24 protein-coding genes and 1 tRNA gene are annotated in these 24,341 nt (G+C 63.6%); 19 read left to right on the top strand and 6 right to left on the bottom strand.

Annotated features, from left to right (window positions below; all coding sequences use genetic code 11):
• Positions 1-56: 56 nt before the first annotated feature.
• The 3 genes from M2319_RS06555 (at position 57) to M2319_RS06545 (ending at position 2,020) form a co-directional block, all read left to right on the top strand.
• Entirely contained in the window at positions 57-803 is a 747-nt protein-coding gene (locus tag M2319_RS06555) for a pyridoxine 5'-phosphate synthase (RefSeq protein ID WP_264600646.1), read from the top strand.
• 82 nt (positions 804-885) lie between these two features.
• Positions 886-1,374 (top strand): hypothetical protein, encoded by a 489-nt coding sequence (locus M2319_RS06550; RefSeq protein ID WP_264600645.1) that lies wholly within the window; start codon positions 886-888, stop codon positions 1,372-1,374.
• A 256-nt stretch (positions 1,375-1,630) separates the two neighbouring features.
• The gene (locus M2319_RS06545) at positions 1,631-2,020 is read left to right on the top strand and encodes a YbhB/YbcL family Raf kinase inhibitor-like protein (RefSeq protein ID WP_264600644.1); all 390 of its coding nucleotides are present in this window, start codon (positions 1,631-1,633) and stop codon (positions 2,018-2,020) included.
• A 254-nt stretch (positions 2,021-2,274) separates the two neighbouring features.
• On the opposite strand, the gene M2319_RS06540 is transcribed toward M2319_RS06545, so the two are convergent.
• Together M2319_RS06540 and M2319_RS06535 are read right to left on the bottom strand one after the other, a co-directional pair.
• On the bottom strand, positions 2,275-3,168 hold the full coding sequence (locus M2319_RS06540) for a fructose bisphosphate aldolase (protein WP_264600643.1): 894 nt from the start codon (positions 3,166-3,168) through the stop codon (positions 2,275-2,277).
• Positions 3,169-3,557: 389 nt separating this feature from the next.
• Positions 3,558-5,195, bottom strand: a complete 1,638-nt coding sequence (locus tag M2319_RS06535) for a hypothetical protein (RefSeq protein ID WP_264600642.1) — start codon at positions 5,193-5,195, stop codon at positions 3,558-3,560.
• 406 nt (positions 5,196-5,601) lie between these two features.
• On the opposite strand from M2319_RS06535, the gene M2319_RS06530 reads away from it, so the two are divergent.
• The 7 genes from M2319_RS06530 to M2319_RS06500 all read left to right on the top strand — a co-directional run bounded on the left by M2319_RS06530 (position 5,602) and on the right by M2319_RS06500 (position 12,980).
• The gene (locus tag M2319_RS06530; RefSeq protein WP_264600641.1) at positions 5,602-6,288 is read left to right on the top strand and encodes a TetR/AcrR family transcriptional regulator; all 687 of its coding nucleotides are present in this window, start codon (positions 5,602-5,604) and stop codon (positions 6,286-6,288) included.
• Between the two features lie 69 nt (positions 6,289-6,357).
• A complete protein-coding gene (ilvC, locus tag M2319_RS06525; RefSeq protein ID WP_264600640.1) occupies positions 6,358-7,377 on the top strand; it encodes a ketol-acid reductoisomerase in 1,020 nt (339 codons plus the stop codon).
• 64 nt (positions 7,378-7,441) lie between these two features.
• Positions 7,442-7,843, top strand: coding sequence for a GNAT family N-acetyltransferase (locus M2319_RS06520; protein WP_264600639.1), 402 nt, complete (start codon positions 7,442-7,444; stop codon positions 7,841-7,843).
• A gap of 83 nt (positions 7,844-7,926) precedes the next feature.
• Complete coding sequence (locus M2319_RS06515; RefSeq protein WP_264600638.1) at positions 7,927-8,982, top strand: endonuclease/exonuclease/phosphatase family protein; 1,056 nt, start codon at positions 7,927-7,929, stop codon at positions 8,980-8,982.
• An 85-nt stretch (positions 8,983-9,067) separates the two neighbouring features.
• Positions 9,068-9,838: a YEATS-associated helix-containing protein gene (locus M2319_RS06510; protein WP_264600637.1), complete on the top strand. Its 771-nt coding sequence runs from the start codon at positions 9,068-9,070 to the stop codon at positions 9,836-9,838.
• Between the two features lie 124 nt (positions 9,839-9,962).
• On the top strand, positions 9,963-10,871 hold the full coding sequence (locus M2319_RS06505; protein ID WP_264600636.1) for a PhzF family phenazine biosynthesis protein: 909 nt from the start codon (positions 9,963-9,965) through the stop codon (positions 10,869-10,871).
• Between the two features lie 540 nt (positions 10,872-11,411).
• Positions 11,412-12,980, top strand: coding sequence for a 2-isopropylmalate synthase (locus M2319_RS06500; protein WP_264600635.1), 1,569 nt, complete (start codon positions 11,412-11,414; stop codon positions 12,978-12,980).
• A gap of 60 nt (positions 12,981-13,040) precedes the next feature.
• On the opposite strand, the gene M2319_RS06495 is transcribed toward M2319_RS06500, so the two are convergent.
• Positions 13,041-13,517 (bottom strand): GIY-YIG nuclease family protein, encoded by a 477-nt coding sequence (locus M2319_RS06495; RefSeq protein WP_264600634.1) that lies wholly within the window; start codon positions 13,515-13,517, stop codon positions 13,041-13,043.
• A 110-nt stretch (positions 13,518-13,627) separates the two neighbouring features.
• Between M2319_RS06495 and M2319_RS06490 the strand changes: the two genes are divergently transcribed.
• Positions 13,628-13,703 (top strand) — tRNA-Lys (locus tag M2319_RS06490).
• A gap of 165 nt (positions 13,704-13,868) precedes the next feature.
• On the opposite strand, the gene M2319_RS06485 is transcribed toward M2319_RS06490, so the two are convergent.
• The 3 genes from M2319_RS06485 to M2319_RS06475 are packed head-to-tail and all read right to left on the bottom strand — an operon-like array spanning position 13,869 to position 17,007.
• Positions 13,869-14,642, bottom strand: coding sequence for a GntR family transcriptional regulator (locus M2319_RS06485; protein WP_264600633.1), 774 nt, complete (start codon positions 14,640-14,642; stop codon positions 13,869-13,871).
• Complete coding sequence (argE, locus tag M2319_RS06480; protein WP_264600632.1) at positions 14,643-15,803, bottom strand: acetylornithine deacetylase; 1,161 nt, start codon at positions 15,801-15,803, stop codon at positions 14,643-14,645. It lies immediately after the preceding gene.
• A gap of 7 nt (positions 15,804-15,810) precedes the next feature.
• The gene (locus tag M2319_RS06475; protein WP_264600631.1) at positions 15,811-17,007 is read right to left on the bottom strand and encodes a M24 family metallopeptidase; all 1,197 of its coding nucleotides are present in this window, start codon (positions 17,005-17,007) and stop codon (positions 15,811-15,813) included.
• 212 nt (positions 17,008-17,219) lie between these two features.
• Here M2319_RS06475 and ehuB point away from each other — a divergent pair, with 212 nt between their 5' ends.
• The 8 genes from ehuB to M2319_RS06435 all read left to right on the top strand — a co-directional run bounded on the left by ehuB (position 17,220) and on the right by M2319_RS06435 (position 24,328).
• Positions 17,220-18,065, top strand: a complete 846-nt coding sequence (ehuB, locus tag M2319_RS06470; protein ID WP_264600630.1) for an ectoine/hydroxyectoine ABC transporter substrate-binding protein EhuB — start codon at positions 17,220-17,222, stop codon at positions 18,063-18,065.
• Positions 18,066-18,179: 114 nt separating this feature from the next.
• Entirely contained in the window at positions 18,180-18,845 is a 666-nt protein-coding gene (ehuC, locus tag M2319_RS06465; RefSeq protein ID WP_264600629.1) for an ectoine/hydroxyectoine ABC transporter permease subunit EhuC, read from the top strand.
• Positions 18,846-18,848: 3 nt separating this feature from the next.
• Positions 18,849-19,520, top strand: a complete 672-nt coding sequence (ehuD, locus tag M2319_RS06460) for an ectoine/hydroxyectoine ABC transporter permease subunit EhuD (RefSeq protein WP_264600628.1) — start codon at positions 18,849-18,851, stop codon at positions 19,518-19,520.
• Positions 19,520-20,338, top strand: coding sequence for an ectoine/hydroxyectoine ABC transporter ATP-binding protein EhuA (ehuA, locus tag M2319_RS06455; RefSeq protein ID WP_264600627.1), 819 nt, complete (start codon positions 19,520-19,522; stop codon positions 20,336-20,338). Before ehuD ends, ehuA begins: the two co-directional genes overlap by 1 nt.
• On the top strand, positions 20,335-21,342 hold the full coding sequence (gene eutB, locus M2319_RS06450; RefSeq protein ID WP_264600626.1) for a hydroxyectoine utilization dehydratase EutB: 1,008 nt from the start codon (positions 20,335-20,337) through the stop codon (positions 21,340-21,342). The genes ehuA and eutB overlap by 4 nt, the downstream gene beginning before the upstream one ends.
• Positions 21,332-22,324, top strand: a complete 993-nt coding sequence (locus tag M2319_RS06445) for a cyclodeaminase (RefSeq protein ID WP_264600625.1) — start codon at positions 21,332-21,334, stop codon at positions 22,322-22,324. The genes eutB and M2319_RS06445 overlap by 11 nt, the downstream gene beginning before the upstream one ends.
• The gene (locus M2319_RS06440; protein ID WP_264600624.1) at positions 22,321-23,136 is read left to right on the top strand and encodes a carbon-nitrogen hydrolase family protein; all 816 of its coding nucleotides are present in this window, start codon (positions 22,321-22,323) and stop codon (positions 23,134-23,136) included. Before M2319_RS06445 ends, M2319_RS06440 begins: the two co-directional genes overlap by 4 nt.
• Positions 23,114-24,328, top strand: coding sequence for a M24 family metallopeptidase (locus M2319_RS06435; protein ID WP_264600623.1), 1,215 nt, complete (start codon positions 23,114-23,116; stop codon positions 24,326-24,328). Before M2319_RS06440 ends, M2319_RS06435 begins: the two co-directional genes overlap by 23 nt.
• Positions 24,329-24,341 lie beyond the last annotated feature (13 nt).

The following is a 24,341-nucleotide window of genomic DNA, read 5'->3' as shown; positions in this document are numbered from 1 at the left end:
TATCAGCGGCTTTTCGCGCTTGCGCGCCCCAACGACACGCCCACTGGTACACTCCCATGCCGACCCGTCTTTCCGTCAATCTCAATGCCGTCGCCCAGCTCCGCAACCGGCGCGACCTGCCCTGGCCGAGCGTTACCGGCATCGGCCGCATCGCGCTGGAAGCCGGCGCACACGGGCTGACCTGCCATCCGCGTCCGGACGAGCGCCACATCCGCCGCTCCGACGTGCCGGAACTTGCCGCGCTCGTTGCCGAATTCCCGGGCGCGGAGTTCAACATCGAGGGCTATCCGGCCGAGGAGTTCCTGGCGATCGTGGAAGCGGCGAGGCCCGACCAGGTGACGCTGGTGCCGGATGATCCCTCGCAGTCGACCTCCGACCATGGCTGGGACGTTGCTGCAAACCGGGCGTTCCTGACCGACGTGATCGCGCGGCTGAAGGCCGGCGGCATGCGGGTTTCCCTGTTCGTCGATCCGGACGATCCGGCCCAGCCGTCCTTGGCTGCCGAAGTCGGGGCCGACCGGGTGGAGATCTATACCGGGCCCTATGGCGCGACCTATGACGATCCGGCGGGCGCGGCGAAAATGCTGGCGGCGATCTCGGACACGGCCGAGGCGGCAAAGGCGGCGGGCCTTGGCATCAATGCCGGCCACGACCTCACCCTCTTCAACCTGCCGCAGCTCATCGGCCGCGTGCCCTATGTCGCGGAGGTCTCCATCGGCCATGGCATCACGGCCGATGCGCTGATCTTCGGCATGGCCGAGACCGTGCGGCTCTACCGTCAGGCGGCGGGCAACCCGGTCTGAGGCCGGTAATCGTATACAGACAATATTGCACCGCGTGGTGGTTGGCGTAGACTGACGTTCTCCTCAACCGAAAGGGAGCGTCATGCCCAGCAACCGCACGCTTGTCATTTCCGCTGCGTTCGTCGCGCTGTTCATGGTCGTTGCCGGCGTCGTCGTGATCGCCAACCGGCCGGACCCCAACGCCCGGCCGTATCTCCAGATCCAGGGCGGCGGCTTCATCTTCAACTACCGCGTCGCGGAGATGTTCTACGGCTTCACCGCCCGCATCATGCGGCCGATCTCGGTCGGCACCGTCATCGAGGCGACCTTCGAGGACCCGGCCGGCGGCGATCCCATCGTCGTCGCCCAGCGGATCGGCAGCCGCGTGCCCACCGTCATGGTGCGCTCGCCGGCCGTCCACGGGGTGGAAAAGGGCAAGCCCTACGACGTCACGATCCGCCTCCTCGACCGCGACGACGGCACGGAAATGGCACGCTATCAGCGCAGCTTTTCCTCCAATATCGGCGAAGAGGTGATGCCGAAAAAGCCGCTCACCATCGGCCCCGGCTACCACCGACCGCCGCCGGAGTAGGGGGGGTATTTTCGCTCACGGCAGACGCGCTCCGCGCGTGCCTCCGCGGGGGCGGCGCATAGGCGCCGGCGGCCATTCGGCCTTGCGAAGCCTTGCGGCTTCGAATGCTCGGTCACTTGAGTTCGTTGCGCTCGTGGCGTCCGGGGCCGCGCCTACACATTGGCGTGACGTCAGGGCGGCTGCCTTCCCCGATTTGCGGAAATTAGATACCGTTTTGTCGTTTCGAAAAACGGTCATTTCAACGGGGAGGAAATCCATGGCCATTCGGGGAATCTTGTGTGCGCTTTTTCTCGGGGCGCTTCTTGCCGCATCCGTGATCAGTGGCCCGGCATCGGCGATGAGCCTCGGCTTTTCCTGGGGGCCGACCAAAAAATGTTTCGATTCCAAGTCGCCGCCGATGCGGGTTGGCAAGGTGCCCAAGGGAACAAAGAAGCTCCGGTTTCGGATGGTCGACCTCAACGCGCCGAACTATCCCCATGGCGGCGGCACCGTCACCTGGCGTGGCAAGCGGAACATTCCCTACGGCGCGTTCCGCTACAAGGGACCGTGCCCGCCGAGCCGGCACACCTACCAGTTCACCGTCGAGGCGCTCGGCGCCGGAAACAAGGTGCTCGGCCGAGCAAAGGCCCGGCGCGCGTTTCCGTAGGGCGATTGCGCCCGGCGATCAGTCGGCCTTGCGAAGCCTTGTGACTTCGGTATCTCCAGCATCGCATTCGAACGTCATTGCGAGCGGAGCGAAGCAATCCAGGGGCCAACTGCTCCGAGCAAGCGGCCCTGGATCGCCGCGTCGCCTTCGGCTCCTCGCGATGACGGAAGTGCTTGTGAATCGATTGAACGCAGGCACAAAAAAGGCCTCCGGCGCGGCGCGCCGAAGGCCCTCTTGTCTGACCGCGCCGCGATTTACGTGCGCGAGGCCTGGTAGATGCTCTCGATGGCGGCATCGAGCGTCTTGTTGAATTCCTCGTCGCTCTGCTGGGCCGAGAGGCCCTCGCTCAGGGCGCGCGAGAAGCTGGCGACCATGCCGTTCTGGCGGGCGAGGCGCTGGTTGGCTTCCTCGCGGGAATAGCCGCCGGAGAGCGCCACGACCTTCAGGACGTTCGGATGGTCGATGCAGGGCTTGTAGAAGTTGTCGACCTCCGGCAGCGTCAGCTTCAGCATGACGAGCTTGCCCTCGCCGAGCTGGTCGAGGTGCTTCATCAGGGCCTTGAGGAGCAACTCTTCGGCGCCGGACTTGTCCGGGCTCTTGATGTCGACTTCCGGCTCGATGATCGGCACGAGGTCCGCAGCGACGATCTGGTTGCCGATCTCGAACTGCTGGTCGACGACGGCGTCGACGCCGGTCGGGTTAGACGTCTTGATGACGGAGCGCATCTTGGTGCCGAAGACGTTCTTGGCCTTGGCGCGGACCAGGAGGTCGGCAAGGTCCGGCATCGGCTTCATCACCTGGGCGCCGTCCTTCTCGTCGGCAAGGCCCTTGTCGACCTTGAGGAACGGAACGACGTTCTTGACGTCCCAGAGGTAGTCGGCGGTGCCCTTGCCTTCGACTTCGCGGTCCATGGTCATCTCGAACAGGATTGCGCCGATCAGCCGGTCGCCGGTGAAGGCCGGGCTGGTCATGATCCGGGTGCGCATCTCGTGGACGAGGTCGAACATTTCCGCATCGTTGCTGTAGGCGTCGGCATTGACGCCATAGGCGGCGAGCGCCTTCGGCGTGCTGCCGCCGCTCTGGTCGAGCGCAGCGATGAAACCGTTCTCGGTGCGAATCTTGTTAATCTGGTCTGTGTTGATGCTCACGGTGACCTCTACTGGTTGCGTGCTTGGGAGATTGCGAAATCGAATCGCGCGCCAGCGTGTAACGGAGCGAAGCCGCGTCCTTACAGCCGACAGCAGATGGGGCATGCACCGATCTTAGCGAATCTGCGCCGTCAAATCGATTGATTTCTGACTCGTTCCGGCGGCTGCAGCGTTGCGGGCAATCGCTGCTGGCCGCCTGGCCAGTCGGCTGTGCCTGCGTCAGACAACTCTCTTATGGCAGGCAATTAGCTCGCGTTTTTTGAGATGGATTTTCATGAATTACTTATAAATTCATTTATGAGCCAAGTCGTTTCTTGCCATTTGGAATGCTAAGTGCGTCTTCGTTCGTGCTTTTTTATCTGTGTTTTCTTGCTCAGCGAATTCGTAAATTAGATAACCTTCTCGTACTTGGAAATCATTTTTTTAAACCAAGTTTTGTCTACGATAGGTTTAAGATCATCATCCTGCATCATATAGCTGATACTTGGAAGCGTGCCGGTCTCAAAGCCCTCTGAAAGCAGTTTCTTACACTCTTGAAAATTCCCGGAAATAGAGCAGAAGCAAATATAGTTGTATGGCCTGGTTTTATCCATTTCCCTGAGCTTTTTCCAAATATTCCTTGTTTCGTGAATAATTTCCTTGTTTCCTGAGATTTTATATAATTCAATATAGGCAACAATACCATTGTATAAAAATTTCGACGTTTCAACTCGTGATCTTGACGCTTTGAAATAGCTGATAGCTTTCTCCAAAGAGCTAGCTTTTTTATCTTCTAAATATTTTATAATGTATATATTGAGCTTATTGTTTATATTTGAATAACTCGAATTGAATTTCAGCGCTAAATCAATGTATTCGAGAGCCATGTTAAGTATATTATCAGAATCTTTTCCGTTATTTTGTTTATGATGCACCGTGTTCCACAATTTATAACTCATTTCGGAGTAAGCCCATGACAATAATTCCTTATGGTATTTTGACCTTTCGATTTTAGATCTGTTTTCACTGCTTTCATATAGTGCTATTGCCTTTTCGAACTCAAGAGAAATCATATAATATTCAAACTCAGGTATGTCTTTATGTCTATTCTTCCAATTTCTTGAAATATAATCAATTTTTTTCTTGACAAAATAGCTGATATTGATTTTTTCTTCATCGTTTGATGGACGGAAAGCGGCAATGTCGCCAATCCAATCGGAGATTAATTCCAACGGTTCTGACAGAATCCGTGGTGGCCAGCACTCCAACCCTCTAGCTAGGTTCACCATGTAAGAGTCAAATTCTACATTACCGAAAAATTTTGTATGCGGTTTTGAAAGTAATTTATCCAAATGAGGCTTAGGAGATAATTCGTATCCTAGCCATGTGAGGGACTCTCGACCTCTAAACTCTTTTTCCATAATCTTGAATAATTGGTCAGATTCTCCACTATAGCCAATAACTGCAAGAGGAGCTGTATTAATTGCATTTGTCATTAGCGGGCGGAGTCGCCTCATATGCGCGTTAGTCTGTTGTTCGTCACTCATTTGGACCAGTCCATAGCTCTGTCCATGGAGATGAACTATAGATGGATTGGCGATTAAATCGAAATCCTTAAATCCAGCATTTGAAAAATCATAAATGGCTGGATGGAAGCCAATTAAACTACACGCTCTCTGTAGCTGAAGGTCAAAATTCAAATTGAGAACCTTACTTATATAACCTGCTTCCATAATTCTTGCTAAGGCAATATATCCCCACGTAAGTTTCTTGTTGCTCGTAATGTCAATTATCAAATCTCGGCGTTCTGATGTCGGTATCAAATTTATGATCTTACGATAATCTTTCTTGTCTTCATCCGAAATGTTGGAGTATGAGCTGGGATACCTCTTCGCGATTAACTCTATAATGCCATCCGCAGATGGAATGCCGCAGGAGATCGAGCATCCAGCTCCAATCAGTAAATTGCCGGCTGTTCCCCTATTTTTTTTCGCGGCGGACAAGCGTTCAACTGACCAAGCTACCGCTTCTTCAATGTGTTTTGACATCCCCACTGCCCCATCGCTTCTAGATTGTTGTCGGAAACATACATTTGTAGCGAACGAGTATGCAATTCTAAATTGGCGCTCGCGGATTGCGATATTCTTTCGCAGGTAGCGGCGTTCCTCCCGGCGAAAGGGACTCATCGCTTGACATTGAGCTGCGTATGCGTACGGTACCGTACGGTTCGGTTGGCCGGGGCGGCAACGGCTCGATCTTGTGTATCCGGGGATCTCGGGCGGATGCCTTGCGTGCGTCCTGGGCCTCTGAGATGGCGGGGGACGTCGTGATGGTGTGGGCGAGGCCGCGAGTGGTCAGAGTGTGGTCGGCTGTGGGAGATTTCGTGGAGCAGCTAAGCGCGGCTAGAGTTGCACGTCCGCGCGGCGGGCCGCCGCGGATTGCGCGGTCGGGCCAATGAGACTGAATGCGAAGGCGCCGGCGGCAGGGAAGCAGATCGATCAGGTGGATTTCAGCGAGCGGCAGAACGCCGTGCTGGAAAGCGCCCTGCAGTTGCTCGTCGAGGGCGGCGAGCGGGCGCTGACGACGGCCGGCATCGCGCGCGCCGCCAACTGCTCCAAGGAAAGCCTCTACCGCTGGTTCGGCGACCGGGATGGCTTGCTTGCCGCCGTCGTCTCGTTCCAGGCGCGCAAGGTCCGTTTCCCCGATGAGGTCATCGGCGGGCGGGAGACCGTGCGCGAGCGGCTTGTCCTCTTCGGCACCGACCTCTTGACGGTGCTTGCCGGCGATGCCTCGCTCGCGCTCAACCGGCTGGCCATCGGCCAGGCCAACCGGGACGACGCCCGGCTCGGCCATCTGCTGCTGGAACACGGCCGTGGCCGCATCGAGCGCCGCGCCCATGCCGTGCTGGAGACCGGGCGCCGACGCGGCCACCTCGTCTATACCGACGTGGAGACCGCCTACCGCACCCTTTATGGCCTCATCATCGGCGACACCCATACCCGCATGCTGCTCGGCGCCGCACCGCGGCCCTCCGAACGCGATTTCGCCGCTCTTGCGGAGGTCGCCGTCGACCATTTCTTCCGGCTCTTCGGGGCCGATACCGCCACCCGGGAGGCCGGCAGCGCGCCGGAGCCCGACTGATCCACCACCGGGGCGCCCGATGGGAGGGGCGCTGCAAACACCAGACAACAAAAGAGAAGGACTTTCGAAATGCGCGTTTATTACGATCGTGATGCCGACCTCAACCTGATCAAGGGCAAGAAGGTCACCATCGTCGGCTATGGCAGCCAGGGCCGCGCCCACGCCCTCAACCTCAAGGATTCCGGCGTTGCCGAGGTTGCCGTGGCGCTGCGCCCCGGCTCCTCCACCGCCGCCAAGGTCGAGGCCGACGGCCTCAAGGTCCTCAGCGTCGCCGAGGCCGCCGGCTGGGCCGACGTCATGATGATGGCCACCCCGGACGAACTGCAGGCCGACATCTACCGCGACGAGATCGCCCCGAACATCCGCGACGGAGCCGCGATCGCCTTCGCCCACGGCCTCAACATCCACTTCAACCTGATCGAGCCGAAGGACACCGTCGACGTCATCATGGTCGCGCCGAAGGGCCCCGGCCACACCGTGCGCAGCGAGTACCAGCGCGGCGGCGGCGTGCCGTGCCTGATGGCCGTCGACCACGACGCCTCCGGCAACGCCCACGACATCGCGCTGGCCTATGCGTCCGCGATCGGCGGGGGCCGCTCCGGCATCATCGAGACCACCTTCAAGGAAGAGTGCGAGACCGACCTCTTCGGCGAGCAGGTGGTGCTCTGCGGTGGCCTGGTGGAGCTGATCCGCGCCGGCTTCGAGACCCTGGTCGAGGCCGGCTACGCGCCGGAAATGGCCTATTTCGAGTGCCTGCACGAGGTCAAGCTGATCGTCGACCTGATCTATGAGGGCGGCATCGCCAACATGAACTACTCGATCTCCAACACGGCGGAATATGGCGAGTACGTCTCCGGCCCGCGCGTCGTCAATGCCGAGACCAAGGCGGAGATGAAGCGCATCCTCTCCGACATCCAGTCCGGCCGCTTCACCCGCGACTGGATGCTGGAGTGCAAGTCCGGCCAGCCCTCCTTCAAGGCGACCCGGCGCATCAACGACGCCCACCAGATCGAGCAGGTCGGCGAAAAGCTGCGCGGCATGATGCCGTGGATCAAGGAAAAGGCCCTTGTCGACAAGAGCCGGAACTAGTCAGGCCATACGGGTTGTCCGGAGGGCGCGGCCGGCGGAAGCCGCCGCGCTCTCCGAGCTCGCCATGCGGTCCAAGGCGGTGTGGGGCTACAACGCAGCCTTCATGGACGCCTGCCGCAAGGAGCTCACGGTCCCGGCCGAGGCCATCCGCTGCAACGAGATCTGGCTGTGCGAGATCGGCCGCAACGCCGCCGGCTTCTACGAGCTGATGCCGGACGTCGACAGCGGCCATGGCGAGGTGCGGATGTGCTTCGTCGATCCGAACTTCCTGCGCCGCGGCGTCGGGCGCACGCTGTGGCGGCACATGGAGGAGCGGGCGCGGCTTTCCGGCGTCAATCGCCTCGGCCTCGATGCCGATCCCAATGCCGTGCCGTTCTATGCGGCGATGGGCATGGCGGTGACCGGCGAGGCGCCGTCCGGCTCGATCGCCGGCCGGATGCTGCCGCGCATGGAAAAGACGCTCTGAGCGAAGACCCCTTCGACGGTTGACGGCGGGCCGGCCGCCATGAGAGGCAGGCGCAGCGCCGTCAGATATCGTGGAGGGTTCTCATGCCGGTTCGCATTGCCACCTTCAACGTGGAAAACCTCCTGTCGCGGTTCAGTTTCGAGCAGGAACTCGACGCGCTGCGCCGGGAGGGCGCGCTCAACCTGCTGGAAATCCCCGACAAGCAGACCTTCATCGACCTGGAAATGGCGCGCCGGGTGGTGATGACCGACGACGCCCGCCAGTCGACGGCGCTCGCCATTCGCGATACGCACGCCGATATCGTCTGCCTGCAGGAGGTGGAGTCGCTGAAGGTGCTGAGGGACTTCGAAAAGTTCTACCTGCACCACCTCGCCAATCTCGACTATCCCTGGAAGCGGCTGATCGAGGGCAACGACGCCCGCGGCATCGACGTCGCCGCGCTTGCCAAGCGCGACTACCCGATCATGGCGCGCAGCCATGCGGGCCTGACCTTCGACGACCTCGGCGTCTACGACCACGACCTCAACCTTGCCGGCATCAACCGGTCGGACCGGGTGTTCCGCCGCGACTGCCTGGAGCTCGACACCCGCGTCGACGGCCGGCCGCTGACCATCTATGTCTGCCATTTCAAGTCGATGGGGTTCCGGCGCGAGCCGGGCATTCCCTACGGCACCAACGATCCGCGCGACATCACCATGCCGATCCGCTGGGCCGAGGCGACGGCGGTGCGGCGCATCATCGAGGACCGGTTCGGCAAGGACGGCGCGGCACGGGCCAACTGGGTCATCTGCGGCGACCTCAACGACCACGTCTACAAGGAAGGCAACAAGGTCTCGCCGACCGGCGTCGACCCGCTGCTGAACGGCGGCTTCTCCGTCAACCTGATCGAGCGGCTACAACCCGGCGAGCGCTGGACGCACTATTATCCCAAGGACAACCACCGCACCCAGCTCGACTACATCCTCGTCTCGCCGGCGCTGGCGGCGGCCAATCCGGACGCCAAGCCTGAGATCGTGCGTTCCGGCATGCCGTTCCGGGTGCCCGGCACCGACGGCATTGCGCGCTATCCGCGCACCGGCTGGGCGCGGCCGAAGGCGAGCGACCACTGCCCGATGGCGGTGACGCTGTCGATGGCGTGAGGCATTTGCCGGGACTGCCTGACGACTTTCCTGTCTATATTTCCGGTTGTATCATGCGATGGTCGTTCCAACGGGGATTGCCATCATGGCCGATGTATTCGGATGGAACCAGGTCGTCGCGGTGACGGCGATGGTCGCGGGTGGTGCGCTCGGCGGCTATGTGAGTTCGATCCTGGCGCGGTTCGCGCCGGTGGACGATCCGGACCCACCGGCGGCGCCCATCGTCACGGTGAAGGAATCCATCACCGCAGGCATCGCTTCGGCCTTCGTCGTGCCGGTGTTCCTGAGCGTTGCGTCCATGGGCGTCCAGGAATCCCTGATCTCCAACGTCTTCCAGCCGATTTCCTCGAACGACTGCGAGGTCGTCAACGGCGTAAATCTGTGCCGGAGCTTCCTGCCGTCGCTGATGCTGCTCGTTGCCTTCTGCGTCGTCGTCGGCGCCAGCTACCGGGCGTTCTTTGCCAGCCTCAGCCGCCGCCTGCTGGAATCGCTGCAGTCGGAGGTCAAGGAACTCGACAACGAGCTGCAGAACCGGGCGGCGGCTGGCGAGATCCCAAAGGTCGCCGAACCGCCCGCCGGCACCGTGACGTTTTCGGGTGCAGAGGGGGTCGTTTTTCACAGCCTGCTCGATCAGCCGCGCACCCGCGGGGCCGTCGAAGCGCTCGCGACCAATGAGAACGTGGTGCCGGAAAAGGCCGGCGAAGCACTCGCGGAGTTGGTGTCCATGGGACTCGTGGAAGAAGTGCGGTCGATCGCGCAGCCCGGCAAGACGCGCTTCCGGATCAATGCCGATGCGGTCAAGGCGAGGGTAAGCAAGGACGCCAACGCGGACCAGCCGACCTTCTACGTGAAATAGGAGTTCGTTTGCCAAGGCGCGGGATTTCTCCCGTCTGCGCCCCCACGGCGCAGCCGGCGCGGTTGCAAATGGGGGGTAATCGGCTAATGGTCGTCGGATTGACCGATCCCTGTCCGGAGTTCCCATGCCGCGCGCCTATGCCGTCCTCGACGTTTTTACCGACACGCCGCTTGCCGGCAATCCGCTGGCCGTGGTGCTGGACGCCGAGGGGCTTGAGGACGACCGCATGCAGGCGATCGCGCGCGAGTTCAACCTGTCGGAGACCGTCTTCGTTCTGCCGCCGGAAAACCCGGCCGCCTCGGCGAAGGTCCGCATCTTCACCCCGGCCCAGGAACTGCCCTTTGCCGGCCACCCCACCGTCGGCACGGCGGTGCTCCTCGCCACCGACCGGTTCGGCGGCAATGGCGACGTGGAGGCCATGGTGGTGCTGGAGGAAACGGTCGGCCCCGTGCGCTGCGGCGTCCGGGTGCGCCGCGGCAAGCCCGGCTATGCGGAGTTCGACGTGCCGAAGCTGGCCAAGCCCTGCGGCGAGGCGCGGGAAAAGGAGCTGATCGCCGCCGCCCTGTCGCTGGAGCCGCGCGAGATCGGCTTCGAAAATCACAAGCCGAGCATGTTCGATGCCGGCGTGCCCTATACCTTCGTGCCGGTCTCCGGGCTCGACGCCATCGCCCGGGCCCATGCGGTCAACCGCGCCTGGCCGTCCGGTTTCGGCACCGAGCAGCACAGCAACGCCTTCCTCTATTGCCGGGAGACGCTGCACCACGACTATTCGTTCCATGCGCGCATGTTCGGGCCGATCTTCGGCATCCGCGAGGACCCGGCGACCGGCTCGGCCGTTGCCGCCTTTGCCGGCGTCGTCAAGGCGTTCGACGGGCTGACCGAGGGCACCCACCTGATCCGCGTGGAGCAGGGCTACGAGATGGGCCGGCCGTCGCGGATCGATCTGGAGATCGACATCGCCAAGGGCGCGCTGAAGGCCGAACGCATCGGCGGCAAGGCGGTGATCGTCGCGCGGGGAACTCTGGAGGTTTGATCGGGTTCTTTTTCGAAGAGCCCATGTTGGTTTGCGTTCAGACGCCACGCAGGCCACGGCGCATCGGCGCCGACGTGCTTCGACGCCGGTCTGTGCAAATCGACTATGTCGGATTTGCGGGCGGGCTTGCGACACCTGACGACGCCGACCGGACCTCATAAGCATGCTTGGCGGTGATCCTCTCTTGCAATCCGGCCGCGATTTCGGATAAAGACGTGTTAACGACCCGGTAACCGGCGTCGGCCAAGCTCTCCCGCAAGGGCTATTTGTCGCAACGCCGACCAGACGGAAGACGAAGGACCATTTGATGATCGCCGCTCGGCATACCGAGATTTTCGCGATCGCCGCGCCCCGGCGCGGAACCCTTCCGCTCGCCGGCTCGCTTCTCCTCCTTATCTGCCCCTGAGCGTCGGCAGCCCCGTAACAGGGCGGGCACTTAGGGGATAAGCGCAAAGACCGAAGTTTCCTCACAGCGTTTTGAGATAAGTCCGGCCATGAGCGCCTTGCGCCGCCGGAGAAGACGAGAAAGGACCCGCTCCGATGAGCGAATTCACCGTTACCGAGACGAAGGCCAACCACGTCAAGATCTTCGACACCACCCTGCGCGACGGCGAGCAGTCGCCCGGCGCCTCCATGTCCCTGGGCGAGAAGCTGCAGGTCGCCGAGATCCTCGACGAGATGGGCGTCGACGTCATCGAGGCCGGCTTCCCGATCGCCTCCAACGGCGATTTCGAGGCCGTCTCGGAGGTCGCAAAGACCGTCAAGAACTCCGTCGTCTGCGGTCTCGCCCGCGCCGGCGCCAAGGACATCGACCGGGCGGCCGAGGCCATCGTCCATGCCAAGCGGCCGCGCATCCACACCTTCATCTCCACCAGCCCGGTGCACATGAAGTACAAGCTGCAGATGGAGGCGGATGCGGTCTATGAGGCGGTGATCGCCAGCGTCACCCGCGCCCGCAACCACACCGACGACGTGGAGTGGAGCGCGGAGGACGGCACCCGCACCGAGTTCGACTTCCTGTGCCGCTGTACCGAAGCCGCCATCAAGGCCGGCGCCACCACCATCAACATTCCCGATACCGTCGGCTACACGGTGCCGGAGGAATATTACGCGCTGTTCCAGAGCCTGATGGAGCGCGTACCGGGCGCCGACACGGTCACCTTCTCCACCCATTGCCACAACGACCTCGGCATGGCGGTCGCCAATTCGCTGGCCGGCGTCAATGCCGGTGCGCGGCAGATCGAATGCACGATCAACGGCATCGGCGAGCGGGCCGGCAATGCGGCGCTGGAAGAGATCGTGATGGCGATCAAGACGCGCGGCGACAAGCTGCCCTACTGGACCTCGATCGACAGCACGTTTTTGACCCGCGCTTCCAAGCTGGTCTCGGCCGTCACCTCGTTTCCGGTGCAGTACAACAAGGCGATCGTCGGCAAGAACGCCTTTGCGCACGAATCCGGCATCCACCAGGACGGCATGCTGAAGCACACCGAGACCTACGAGATCATGACGCCGGAGTCCGTCGGCGTTGCTGCGACCTCGCTGGTCATGGGCAAGCATTCCGGCCGCCACGCGTTCAGGGAGAAGCTGAAGGAGCTGGGCTACGACATGGGCGACAACGCCTTCGAGGACGCCTTCAAGCGCTTCAAGGCGCTGGCCGACAAGAAGAAGCACGTCTATGACGAGGACATCGAGGCCCTGGTCGACGACGAGATCGGCACCGCGGACGACCTCATCAAGGTGATGGCGCTGACGGTGATCGCCGGCTCCATGGGCCCGCAGATGGCGACCCTGACCCTCAACATCGACGGCGAGCATCGCACGGTGCAGGCGATGGGCAACGGCCCGGTCGACGCCACCTTCAACGCCATCAAGGAGATGGTGCCGCACGACGCCAAGCTGCAGCTCTACCAGGTGCATGCGGTGACCGAGGGCACCGACGCCCAGGCCGAGGTCTCGGTGAAGCTGGAAGAGGACGGCAAGACCGTGATCGGCCGCGGTGCCGACCCGGACACCCTGGTCTCCTCGGCCCGCGCCTATGTCCACGCCCTCAACAAGCTCATCACCAAGCGCGAGCGCACCAAGCCGGAAGCGCTGAAGGCGGGGTAAGGGGCTCCGTCTTTACGGTGACGATCAAAGGCCGGTCCGGACACTCCGGGCCGGCTTTTTTTATATCGTGCTCCTCCAGCGCAAGAGATGGCTTGCACATCTCCGGCAGTCGGTGCTGCCGAAGCCCGGAACCGGCACGTCGATGTTGCGGAACGCCGAAAGCTTCGAGACGAGGGCGCACTCGTCGCCGTCCGGCACGGCGGCGGCCTCGATGGTTCCGGCGGCGATCGTGAGGGCGTCGATGTGCCACCGGTTTTTTTTCTCGCGGCGCAGGTGCCGGCCGAGCCGTGCCGCGATGCCGCCGGGGCCGCGGGCGCTGCCGCAATAGAGATACCAGCCGGGGGGGAGCATCGCCTCGCCGAAGCGGGCGGGAAGGGCGGCCGGTTCGGCAAGACCGAGAACCAGCACATAGGCGCCGGGTGCGCGGGGCAATTGGAGCTCTCCGCCGCCGCCTTCCGCGCCGCGAACGACCCGTGCGCCGAGCCCGGCGCGGGCGAGCAGGCGGTGAAGATCGGGCGGAACCATCAGCGCGGACATGGCGACAGTGTTAGCCGCAAAATCCATAGCCGGAAACGGTTGCCAAACGAAATGATCGTCCCTATAAAGCGCCGGTGCGGCGCGATTGGTGGCCGCATTCCTGACATTCAGGGCGCATAGCTCAGTTGGTAGAGCAGCTGACTCTTAATCAGCGGGTCCAAGGTTCGAGTCCTTGTGCGCCCACCAATCCTCTCTCTTTTTTGTCTCACGCCAGTTCGCTGCGCTCACGGCTCCGACGGGCGGCGCATTGGCGCCGGCGGCCGGTCGGCCTTGCGAAGCCTGGGGCTTCGTCATACGGCCAATGCCGTCCTCAACCAGGCGGGCTACCGAAACGGTTCTGATCGGCTGACGCTACCCCGCGTTTCTCTCCCGCGCCACCTTCTGTCGCCTTACCCTCGTAAAACTCATGGAAATATGCGAGCGGCGGATGTGGCCGGCGGCGGAGAGGTCGCCGATCTCGACGGCCGCGCAGATGTCGGCGACTTCGCGGGCGAAGATCTCGACTTCTTCGACGAGGTCCATCTGCGAGATGGAGCGCAGCCAGATGCGGGAGGTCTGGTAGTAGAGGCGTTCGGAAATTTCCCGCAACGGCTCGCTCGCCGTCAGCCGCATCAGGGCATGGAAGAAATCCATGTTGATTTCGGCAAACGCGCGGGGCCTCGGATCGTCGACGAGGGCGCAGCTCCGGGCCTTCAGGTCGCGGAACAATTGTACGGTCTCCGCGCTCGGCGACACCGGCGAGAGGTGGCCGACCATTTCGGCCAGCTCCATGCGCAACTGGTAGACCTGCTGCAATTCCTCCACGTCGACATCGGTGACGAGGGTGCCGACGCTCTGCACCGACCGTAGGAGGCCTTCCGCCTCCAGCCAGCCGAGCACACGGCGCAGCGGCGTGCGGCTGATGCCGAACTCCCGCGCAAGGTCCGCCTCGCGCAGCCTGGTGCCGGGCGGATAGTCGAGCAGGCAGATGCGGTTGCGCAGTTCGATGTGGAGCCGCTCGAAGCGCTCGCGGGCGCCGCCGGCGGGTCGGATCTCCGGCGGCACGTCGGCGGGAGCCGACTCTCTTGCCGGCACGCCCGGCGCGATGTCGTCTGTGACCCGGTCGTGGTCGTCCTCGTTCGTCATTTACGCGATCAGCCTTTCTTCCAGTCCTCTTAGCATGGCAAGGCAGCTTTCGAGCTGATCGAGGGTGACGAATTCGTCGGGCTTGTGGGCCTGCTCTACCGAACCCGGGCCGCAGACGACGGCGGACATGCCGAGCTCCTGGAAGAGGCCGGCTTCCGTGCCGAAGGCGATGACGTCGGCCTCGTTCGACCCGGTCAGTTCGGAGACGATGCGCAGCGCCTCGTTGTCGTCTGCGGGCTCCAGGCCGACAACCTCGCCGATGACGTGGGTGAGGATGTCGGCCTCCGGCGAGACGGCGCGCATGTCCGGCAACAGGGTGTCGCTGACATAGGCGTCGATGGCGGCGCGCAGACGGACGCGGTCCTCGGCGCGCACCGGCCGCATCTCCCAGTCGACCGTGCAAAGGCCGGGAATGACGTTGTGGGCGACGCCGCCGGCGATGCGGCCGACCTGCAGGCTGGTCCAGGGCGGATCGAAGCGGCTGCCGGCGGGCGCCCAGCACTTCATGTCCTCGCGCAGTTCCATCAGCTTGGCGACGTAGCGCACGGCGTATTCCACAGCGTTGACGCCATGGTCGGGCATGGAGCCGTGGCCTTCCAGCCCGGTGAAGGTGGTGGTGTATTCGCAGCAGCCCTTGTGGCCCTCGACGATGCGCATTTCCGTCGGCTCGCCGATGATGACGACGGATGGTTTTGTGTCCATGCGCCCCATCTCGTCGACCAGATGCCGGGCGCCGAGGCAGCCGACCTCCTCGTCATAGGTGAAGATGAAATGGAGCGGGCGGGAGAGTGGACGCTCGGCAAACAGTGGGGCGACGGCGAGGGACGCGGCAATGAACCCCTTCATGTCGCAGGTGCCGCGGCCATAGAGGCGGCCGTTCTCCTCGCGCAATTCGAACGGGTCCGACGACCAGTCCTGATCGGCGACGGGGACCACGTCGGAGTGGCCGGAGAGCGCGATGCCGCCGTCCTCTTCCGGGCCGAGGCTGGCGATCAGGTTGGCCTTGTGGCCGGTCTCGTCGAGGATCACCGAGGTGCGGGCGCCGAGCGCGCCGAGATGGTCGGCGGCATAGGCGATGAGCTCCAGATTGCTGTCGGCGGAGACGGTCGGAAAGGCGATGAGGTCGCGAAGGATGTCGCGCGTGTCGTCGATCAGGGTCATTGCGGGTTCAGTTCTTCACGAAGAGCTCGCGCGGCCGGTTGCAGAGGCACTCGGCCGGGCCGTCCGGCCTGATCAGGATGCTTTCGGTGATTTCCAGCCCCCAGTCGTTCATCCACAGGCCCGGCATGAAGTGGAAGGTCATGCCCGGCTCCAGCACGGTGTCGTCCTCGACGCGGATGGAAATGGTGCGCTCGCCCCAGTCGGGCGGGTAGGAGAGGCCGATCGGGTAGCCGGCGCGGGCGGCGCGGTCGATGCCGGCGCGGGCGAGCGGGGCGCCGAGGGCGCGGGCGATGTCGGCGGCGGTGTTGCCGGGCCGGGCGGCCTCAAGGCCTGCGCTGAGGCCCTCGACGAGGGCAGCTTCGGCGTCTTTCATGTATTGCGGCGGGGTGCCGAGGAAGACCGTGCGGCAGAACGGGGCGTGGTAGCGCCGGTAGCAGCCGGCGATCTCGAAGAAGGTGGCGGTGCCGGTCTCGAAGGTGCGGCCGTCCCAGGTCAGGTGCGGCGCCGCGGCGTCCGACCCGCTCGGCAGCAGCGGCACGATGGCCGGGTAGTCGCCCCACAGGTCGCCGGTGCCGTCGTCCATGCCGCGCACGGCGTCGGCGTGGATCTGCGCGACCATGTCGTTCTTCTTCATGCCCGGCTCGATGCGCTCCAGGATGCCGTCGACGATGCGCTCCGAAATGCGCGCGGCGCGGCGCATGAAGACGATCTCTTCGTCGGACTTCACAGCGCGTTGCCAGTTGACGAGGGCGGTGGCGTCGACGAGGTCGGCATCCGGCAGTTCCGATTGCAGCACCAGGTAAGCCTTGGCCGAAAAGTAATAGTTCTCAAGCTCAAGGCCGAGGCGCTTGGTCGCATAGCCGCGCTCGCGGATGAGCGCGGCAAGGGTCTCCATCGGGTGGCAATGCACCGACTGGACGTAGTGGTCGGGATAGCGCGCGACCCGGTCGTCCGTCATCCAGCAGGTGCGGACCGCACCGTTGGCGTCCTGGTTGCGGCCCCACCAGACCGGGTCCTCGTCATGGAACACCAGGACGCCCTGGTGGACGTAGAAGGACCAGCCGTCATAGCCGGTCAGCCAGGCCATGTTGGAGGGGTCCTCGACGAACAGGACGTCGATGTCGGCGGCGGCCATGGCGCTGCGCACCTTGTTGAGGCGCCGCTGGTATTCGGATGACGAGAAGGGGAGCTGGGAGGCCGGCATCGGCGGTTTCCTTGCACTGCACAAGAGACAAGCGACTGCCCGATTTGTACACAGCCGGCTGCCCCGGTGAATAGCGAAAAATACAATCCGGCCGATTTCCGTGAAGAAAATCAAGCTCGCCCCGTTGACTCCTTGTTCTGGGAGGTCATGCTGTACACAACAAACCCATCCAGAACATTACGCATATCAAACAGAGGGAAACGGAGCACCAGATGAAGAGCATCTTCCTGAAAGGTATCGCCGCAGCATCCATGGCCGTCGCCGCCTTCGCGACCGTACCGGCCAAGGCCGGTCCGCTGATGGACCGGATCGAGGCCGGCGAGACGATCCGTCTCGGTTTCGCCAACGAGATTCCCTGGGCCTATCCGGGCGAGAACAACAAGCCGCTGGGCTTCGCCAACGCCTTCACCATCGGTGTCCTGAAGACCATGGGCTATGAGAACATCGAGCCGGTCGTCACCGAATGGGGCGGCCTGATCCCGGGCCTGAAGGCCAACCGCTTCGACGTCATCACCGGCGGCATGTACATCCTGAAGAGCCGCTGCGAGAACATCGCGTTCTCCGATCCGATGGGCAAGTTCGGCGATGCCTTCATCGTGCCGAAGGGCAATCCGAAGGGCATCAGCAACTACCAGGACATCAAGGAGAAGGACGCCGTCTTCGTCACCGGCGCCGGCTACAACTCCATCGAGGCCGCCAAGAAGGAAGGCGTTCCGGATGCCAACGTCATGGCCGTTCCGGGGCCGACCGAGATCCTCGCCGCGGTCCGCGCGGGCCGGGCCGATGCCGGCGGCGTCACCTACTTCACGGCGCTGAACCTTGCCAAGGAAGCCGACGACATCGAGGTCACCGATCCGTCCGCTCTGCCGGACTGGACCCTCAACTGGGTCGGCATCGGCTTCCGCGACGCCGACAAGGACTTCCTTGAGAAGTTCAACGAGGCCGAGGCCAAATATCTCGGCTCGGAGCAGATGATGAAGGACGTGGCCGAGTACGGCTACACGGAGTCCCAGCTTCCGGGCGACAAGACCACAGAGTGGGTCTGCAACAACCGCTGATCCGAGATCGCGAATACCGAACGGGATGGGTGGCCGCTGAAGGCGCGCCGCCCGTCCGCCGTGCCGGCAGGCGCCGGTGCGACTTCCCGGTTCATTCCACTCGGATAGGCGGCCATGAGCTATTTCGAGTATCTCGCAGAATACGGTCCGCGCTTCGTCGACGGCACCATCATCACCGCGCTGCAGACGATCCTCGCCGCCGTGCTGGCGATCGTCATCGCCTTCGTCGCCGGGCTGATGCGGATGTCGAAGAATCCGCTCATCCGCGGTTTCGCCACCGTCTATATCGAGATCTTCCGCGGCACGTCGCTCTTGGTCCAGCTTTACTGGATCTTCTTCGTGCTGCCGCTGTTCGGCATCACGCTTGAGAAATTCACCGCCGGCTTCGTCGCCGTCGGCATGAATCTCGGGGCTTACGGCGCGGAGCTGGTGCGCGGCGGCATCCTGTCGGTTCCGCGCGGACAGTGGGAAGCGGCGCTCGCCCTCAACATGTCGCCGACCAAGCGGATGGTGCGGATTATCTTCCCGCAGGCCCTGCTCAACATGCTGCCGCCCTGGGGCAACCTCCTGATCGAGCTTTTGAAGGGAACGGCGCTGGTCTCGCTGATCTCGGTCTCCGACCTGATGTTCGAGGCCAAGCAGATCAACAGCACCACGTTCCTGTCCATCCAGGCCTTCGGGACGGCGCTCATCATCTATTACGTGATGGCCCGGTTCGCGATCACGCCGTTCATGCGCTGGCTGGAGCGGTTCATGGCGCGCAAGCTGGGGAGGGCCTGAGGCATGGGTTTCGACTGGCGCTGGGACTTCACCTTCGAGATCCTGCCGCGGCTCTTGCTGGCGACCCTCAACACGCTGCTCGCCGCCGGCCTCGGCTATGCCATAGCGGTCGTCCTCGGGCTCGCGCTGGCGCTCGCCCAGCGCACGCCCTCCAGGGTGCTGACCCGCGGCGTGCGCGAGGTGGTGGAGTTCATCCGCTCCACGCCGCTCGTGCTGCAGATCTTCTTCGTCTATTACGTCGGCCCGCAATTCGGCATCCGGCTGTCGCCCTGGACGAGCGGCATGATCGCCATCGGCCTGCACTACGCGTCCTATCTCTCCGAGGTCTATCGCGGCGGGCTGGAGAGCGTGCCGAAGGGCCAGTGGGAGGCGGCGCGGGCGCTCAATTTCAGCACCGCGCGAACCTATTTCCGCATCATCATTCCGCAGGCACTGCCGCCCTCGCTCGCCGGCATGGGCAATTACCTCGTCGGCATCTTCAAGGACACGCCGATGCTGTCCGTCATCGGCGTTGCGGAACTCATGCATACGGCCAACGCCATCGGCTCAGAGAGCTACCGCTTCCTGGAGCCCTACACGCTGGTCGGCGTCATCTTCCTCCTCATCTCGCTGCCAACCGCTGCCCTGATCCGGGTCTTTGAGGCCTGGGTGCGCAAGAAACTCGGGTTGATCTGATGTCAGAAGACATGTCCGCCTATCCCCTCCGGCTGGAAGGGGACGATGTCCCGATGGTCCGGTTCATGAACGTCACCAAGAGCTACGGGGCGCTGGTCGTGCTCGATTCGCTCGACCTCGACGTCGCCGCCGGCGAAATGGTCTCCGTCATCGGCCCGTCCGGCTCCGGCAAGACGACGGTGCTGCGCATGCTGATGACGCTGGAGACGATCAATGGCGGCGTCATCTATGTGGACGGCAAGCCGCTCACCCACATGGAAAAGGGCGGCGTGCTGGTGCCGGCCTCGGAGAAATATCTGCGCAAGATGCGCGCCGACATCGGCATGTGCTTCCAGCACTTCAACCTGTTCCCGCACATGACGGCGCTGGAAAACTGCATGGAGGCGCCGGTCCACGTGCTCGGGCTTTCCAAGAAGGAGGCGCGCGAGCGCTCGCTGGAACTCCTTCAGATGGTGGGGCTGGAAGACAAGGTCGACCAGCACCCGTCGCGGCTTTCCGGCGGCCAGCAGCAGCGCGTGGCGATCGCCCGGGCGCTGGCCATGCGGCCGAAGGTGATGCTGTTCGACGAGGTGACCTCTGCGCTCGACCCGGAGGTCATCGGCGAGGTGACAAACGTCATCCGCGAACTGGTCGACAAGCATAACCTGACGATGCTGATGGTGACCCACCAGATGGGGTTTGCGAAGGAAATCTCCGACCGGGTTTGCTTCTTCTTCGGCGGTAAGATCGAGGAGCAGGGCAGCCCCGACGAGCTATTCGGCAATCCGCAGAAGGAACGCACCCAGCAATTCCTCTCCGCGGTCATGGAGGCGGGATGAGCGTCAGCCTTGCGGACATCCTCGCCGCAAGAAAGAGGATCTCCGGAACCGTCATCCGCACGCCGCTGGTTCCCTCGCCGCATCTTTCCGGCCTTTGCGGCCACGACTTCCTCCTCAAGCTGGAAAACACCCAGCCGATCGGTGCCTTCAAGCTGCGCGGCGCGGTCAATGCCGTCTTCTCGCTGCCGGGCGACGTTGCCGGTGTCACCTGCTGCTCCACCGGCAATCATGGCCGCGGTGTTGCCTATGCGGCGCGGGCGCGGGGGCTAAGAGCCGTCATCTGCATGTCTTCGCTGGTGCCGCAAACGAAGGTCGATGGCATCCGGGCGCTCGGCGCGGAGGTGCGCATCGTCGGTGCGAGCCAGGACGATGCCTTGGAGGAAAGCCTTCGGCTCTGCGCCGAGGAGGGGCTGACGGAGATCTCGCCCTTCGACGATCCGCTGGTGATCGCCGGCCAGGGCACCATCGGGCTGGAACTGATGGAGGACCGGCCGGATCTTGACATGGTGCTGGTGCCGCTCTCCGGCGGCGGGCTTGCCGGCGGCATCGCGCTGGCGGTGAAGGCCGCCAATCCGAAGGCGCGCGTGATCGGGATATCCATGGACCGGGGCGCGGCAATGCATGCGTCCATCAAGGCCGGCCACCCGGTGGAGGTCGAAGAGGTGGAGAGCCTTGCCGATTCCCTCGGCGGCGGCATCGGGCTTCAGAACCGGCTGTCATTTGCGCTCTGCCGCGACCTCCTCGACGAGGTGGTGCTGGTCACGGAAGAGGAAATCTACCGGGCCATGCAGACGCTCTATTACGAGGACCGGCTGGTGGCGGAGGGCGCCTGCGTCGTCGGCATCGCCGCGCTTCAGGCCGGCAAGCTGCCGAAGCCGGAAGGACCGGCCGCCACCGTGATTACCGGACGGAATGTCGACATGCAGGTCTTCACGCAAGTGATCACTGGGGCGGACGTGATGCTCGGCGATCTCACCATCAAGGGGATGCCCTATGGCGCGTGACATCCTCGTCGTCACCGAGGCGGAACTGAGGGAGGCGGTTAAGCTCGACCTAACCGCCATCGACGTGGTCGAGAAAGCGTTCGCGGCGCTCGCCAGCGGCTCCGTCGTGATGCCGCCGATCCTTTCCATGGCGATCCCGGAGGCGAATGGCGAGGTCGACGTCAAGACCGCCTATATTCCCGGCTTCGACGGTTTCGCGATCAAGGTCAGCCCCGGCTTCTTCGACAACCCGTCCCTCGGGCTGCCGAGCCTCAACGGGCTGATGATCCTGTTCTCGGCCAGGACCGGGCTCGTCGAGGCGCTGTTCCTCGACAATGGCTATCTGACGGATGTGCGTACGGCCGCGGCCGGCGCCGTGGCCGCACGGCATATGGCGCCGGAAGAGGTGACGACGGCCGGCGTTCTCGGCACGGGCGTTCAGGCGCGGCTGCAGATCAAGGCGGCGCGGCTGGTGCGGCCGTTCAGCCGCGTGCTGGTCTGGGGCCGCGATCCCGTCAAGGCGGCGGACTGCGCGGCGGACATCGCCGCCGATCTCGGCATTGAGGTTCTTGGCGTCGACGATCCGGCCAAGCTCGTTGCGGACAGCCAGCTCGTCGTCACGACGACGCCGGCGAAGGAGCCGATCCTGTCCGCCGACTGGCTGCATCCCGGCCTTCACATCACCGCCATGGGCTCCGACCAGGGCGAGAAGAACGAGATCGACCCGAGGGCGCTCATTGCCGCCGACGCCTATATCTGCGACCGGGTCAGCCAGTGCGAGGCGCTCGGCGAATTGCGGTCCGCGATTACCGCCGGGCTCTGGACCGGTCCAATGCCGGCCGAACTCGGCGCGGTCGTTACCGGCGAGGTAATCGCGCGCAAAAGTCCCTCGGACGTCACCATCTGCGATCTCACCGGCACCGGTGCGCAGGATACGGCGATCGCCACGCATGCCCGGGCGGTCGCGTTAACGTCTTCCATCGGCACGGCGATATCGGCATGAGGATCGGCGTCTACCAATGCGCGGCGGGCGGGCGCTCCCAGGAGGAGCGGCTGACATGCCTTGCCGAGGCGCTCGGCGATGAAGGTCCCGACATCGTCGTCTGCCCGGAGCTTTTTTCGTCCGGCTACAATATCGGCGACGACCTCATCCGGCTCGCCGAGCCGGTCGAGGGGCCATTCTTCGACGAGGTGGCCAAGCTTGCTGGCAAAACCGGCTCGCTGATCGTCTATGGCTACCCGGAAAAGCTGGACGGCGAGCTCTACAACGCGGCCGCCGCCGTCTCGCCGGAGGGTGTGCTCATCGCCAACCATCGCAAGCAGGCGAACTCCCCAAACAGTTTTGAGACGGCTTATTTCACCACCGGCAAGCGGCCGACGGCCTTCACCTATAGAGGCGTCCGGGTGGCGCTTCTCATCTGCTACGAGGTCGAATTTCCCGAGACCGTCCGCGCCGCGGCTGAGGCCGGCGCCCAACTGGTGCTGGCGCCGACGGCGCTGGTCGATAGCTGGGAGGTGGTGGCGACGAAGATGATCCCGACCCGGGCGTTCGAGAACGGCATCTACCTCGCCTACGCCAATCACGGCGGCACGGAGAACGGCTTTTGCTACTACGGCGGCAGCCGCATCGTCGCGCCGGACGGCACGGAGCCGGCCGTTGCCGGCAGCGGCGAGGAGCTGATCGTCGCCGAGTTCGATGCCGAGCGGGTCAGGGCCGCCCAGGAGCGGCTCCCGTATCTGAAGGACGTTTCCGGGCTGGAGCTTTCCGCTTCCCGCAAACACGAGGCCGCCAATGTACGCAAACCCGTTTTCTGATCAGGAACTGGAGGCTCGGCTGAAGCGCCTTCGCGCCAGGATGGCCGAGCGCGACATCGACCTTGCCCTCCTGTCGACGCCTGAGAACATCTTCTATCTCACCGGCCTCGACCATTGGGGCTATTTCGCGCCGCACCTCCTGATCGTTCCCCTTGAGGGCGACATGACGCTGGTGACGCGGGCCATGGAGCGGGTGACCGTCGAGCACCAGGTGCGCAATGCCCTCTTCGAAGGCCACAGCGACAGCGAGACGGCGGCCGACATGGCGGTCCGGCACCTGCGCGCCCGCTCCACCGCCAAGACGCGGCAGCAGCAGGCCTTGGTCGAGACCGAGCAGGTGATCGACGCGCTGCCGGGCTTTACCCGCAGGATCGGTGTGGAGACCTGGTCGTCGGGACACTCCTACGGCTTCGGCGCGGCGCTCCGGGAAAATGTCGAGCACGCCGTATGGACCGACATCACCGGCATGGCCGACGAGCTGCGCCTCGTGAAGTCACCCGAAGAGCAGGAGATCATGCGCCGGGCGGCCGTCGCCTCGGACGCCGGTACGGCCGCTGCCGTTGCCGCCATCCATGACGGCGCAGCCGAGGCGGACGTGGCGGCGGAGTGCATCGCCGCGATGACTCGCGCGGGCGGTACGCCGCCGGGCTTCGGCCCGTTCATCCGGCCGGAGGCGCGGATGGCCGAGGAGCACACTTCCTGGGGTGACGGCATCTATCGCAAGGGCGAGCGCGTGTTCCTGGAAGTCGCCGGCTGCGTTGCCCGCTACAACGCGCCCCAGGGCCGGCTCGTCAATATCGGCAGCATTCCGGATGAGGACGCCGAGATGGCCGAGGTCTCCAAGGAGGCGTTCGATGCGATCCTGGCGGCCTTGAAGCCGGGCGTTCGCGCCCGCGACGTCTACGACGCATGGCAAAAGGTCGTCGACGATGCCGGCATGCCCCACTACCGGCGCCACCATTGCGGTTACCTCGTCGGCATCGGCTTTCCGCCGTCCTGGACCGGCGGCAACAAGGTCACCGGTCTCCGGCACGATTCCGATCTGGAAATTCAGGAAGGCATGACCTTCCACGCCATGTCCTGGTTCACGGAAACCGGCCGCGGCAATTTCTTCGTTTCGAACACGGTGCTGCTCGGGCCGAACGGCGCGGAGGTGCTGACGAAGACGCCGGCCGGGCCGACGGTGGTTTGAGGAATTTTTGCCG

The organism is Rhodobium gokarnense (assembly GCF_025961475.1).
Lineage (GTDB): Bacteria > Pseudomonadota > Alphaproteobacteria > Rhizobiales > Rhodobiaceae > Rhodobium > Rhodobium gokarnense.
This window is presented reverse-complemented; position numbering and strand designations above follow the sequence as displayed.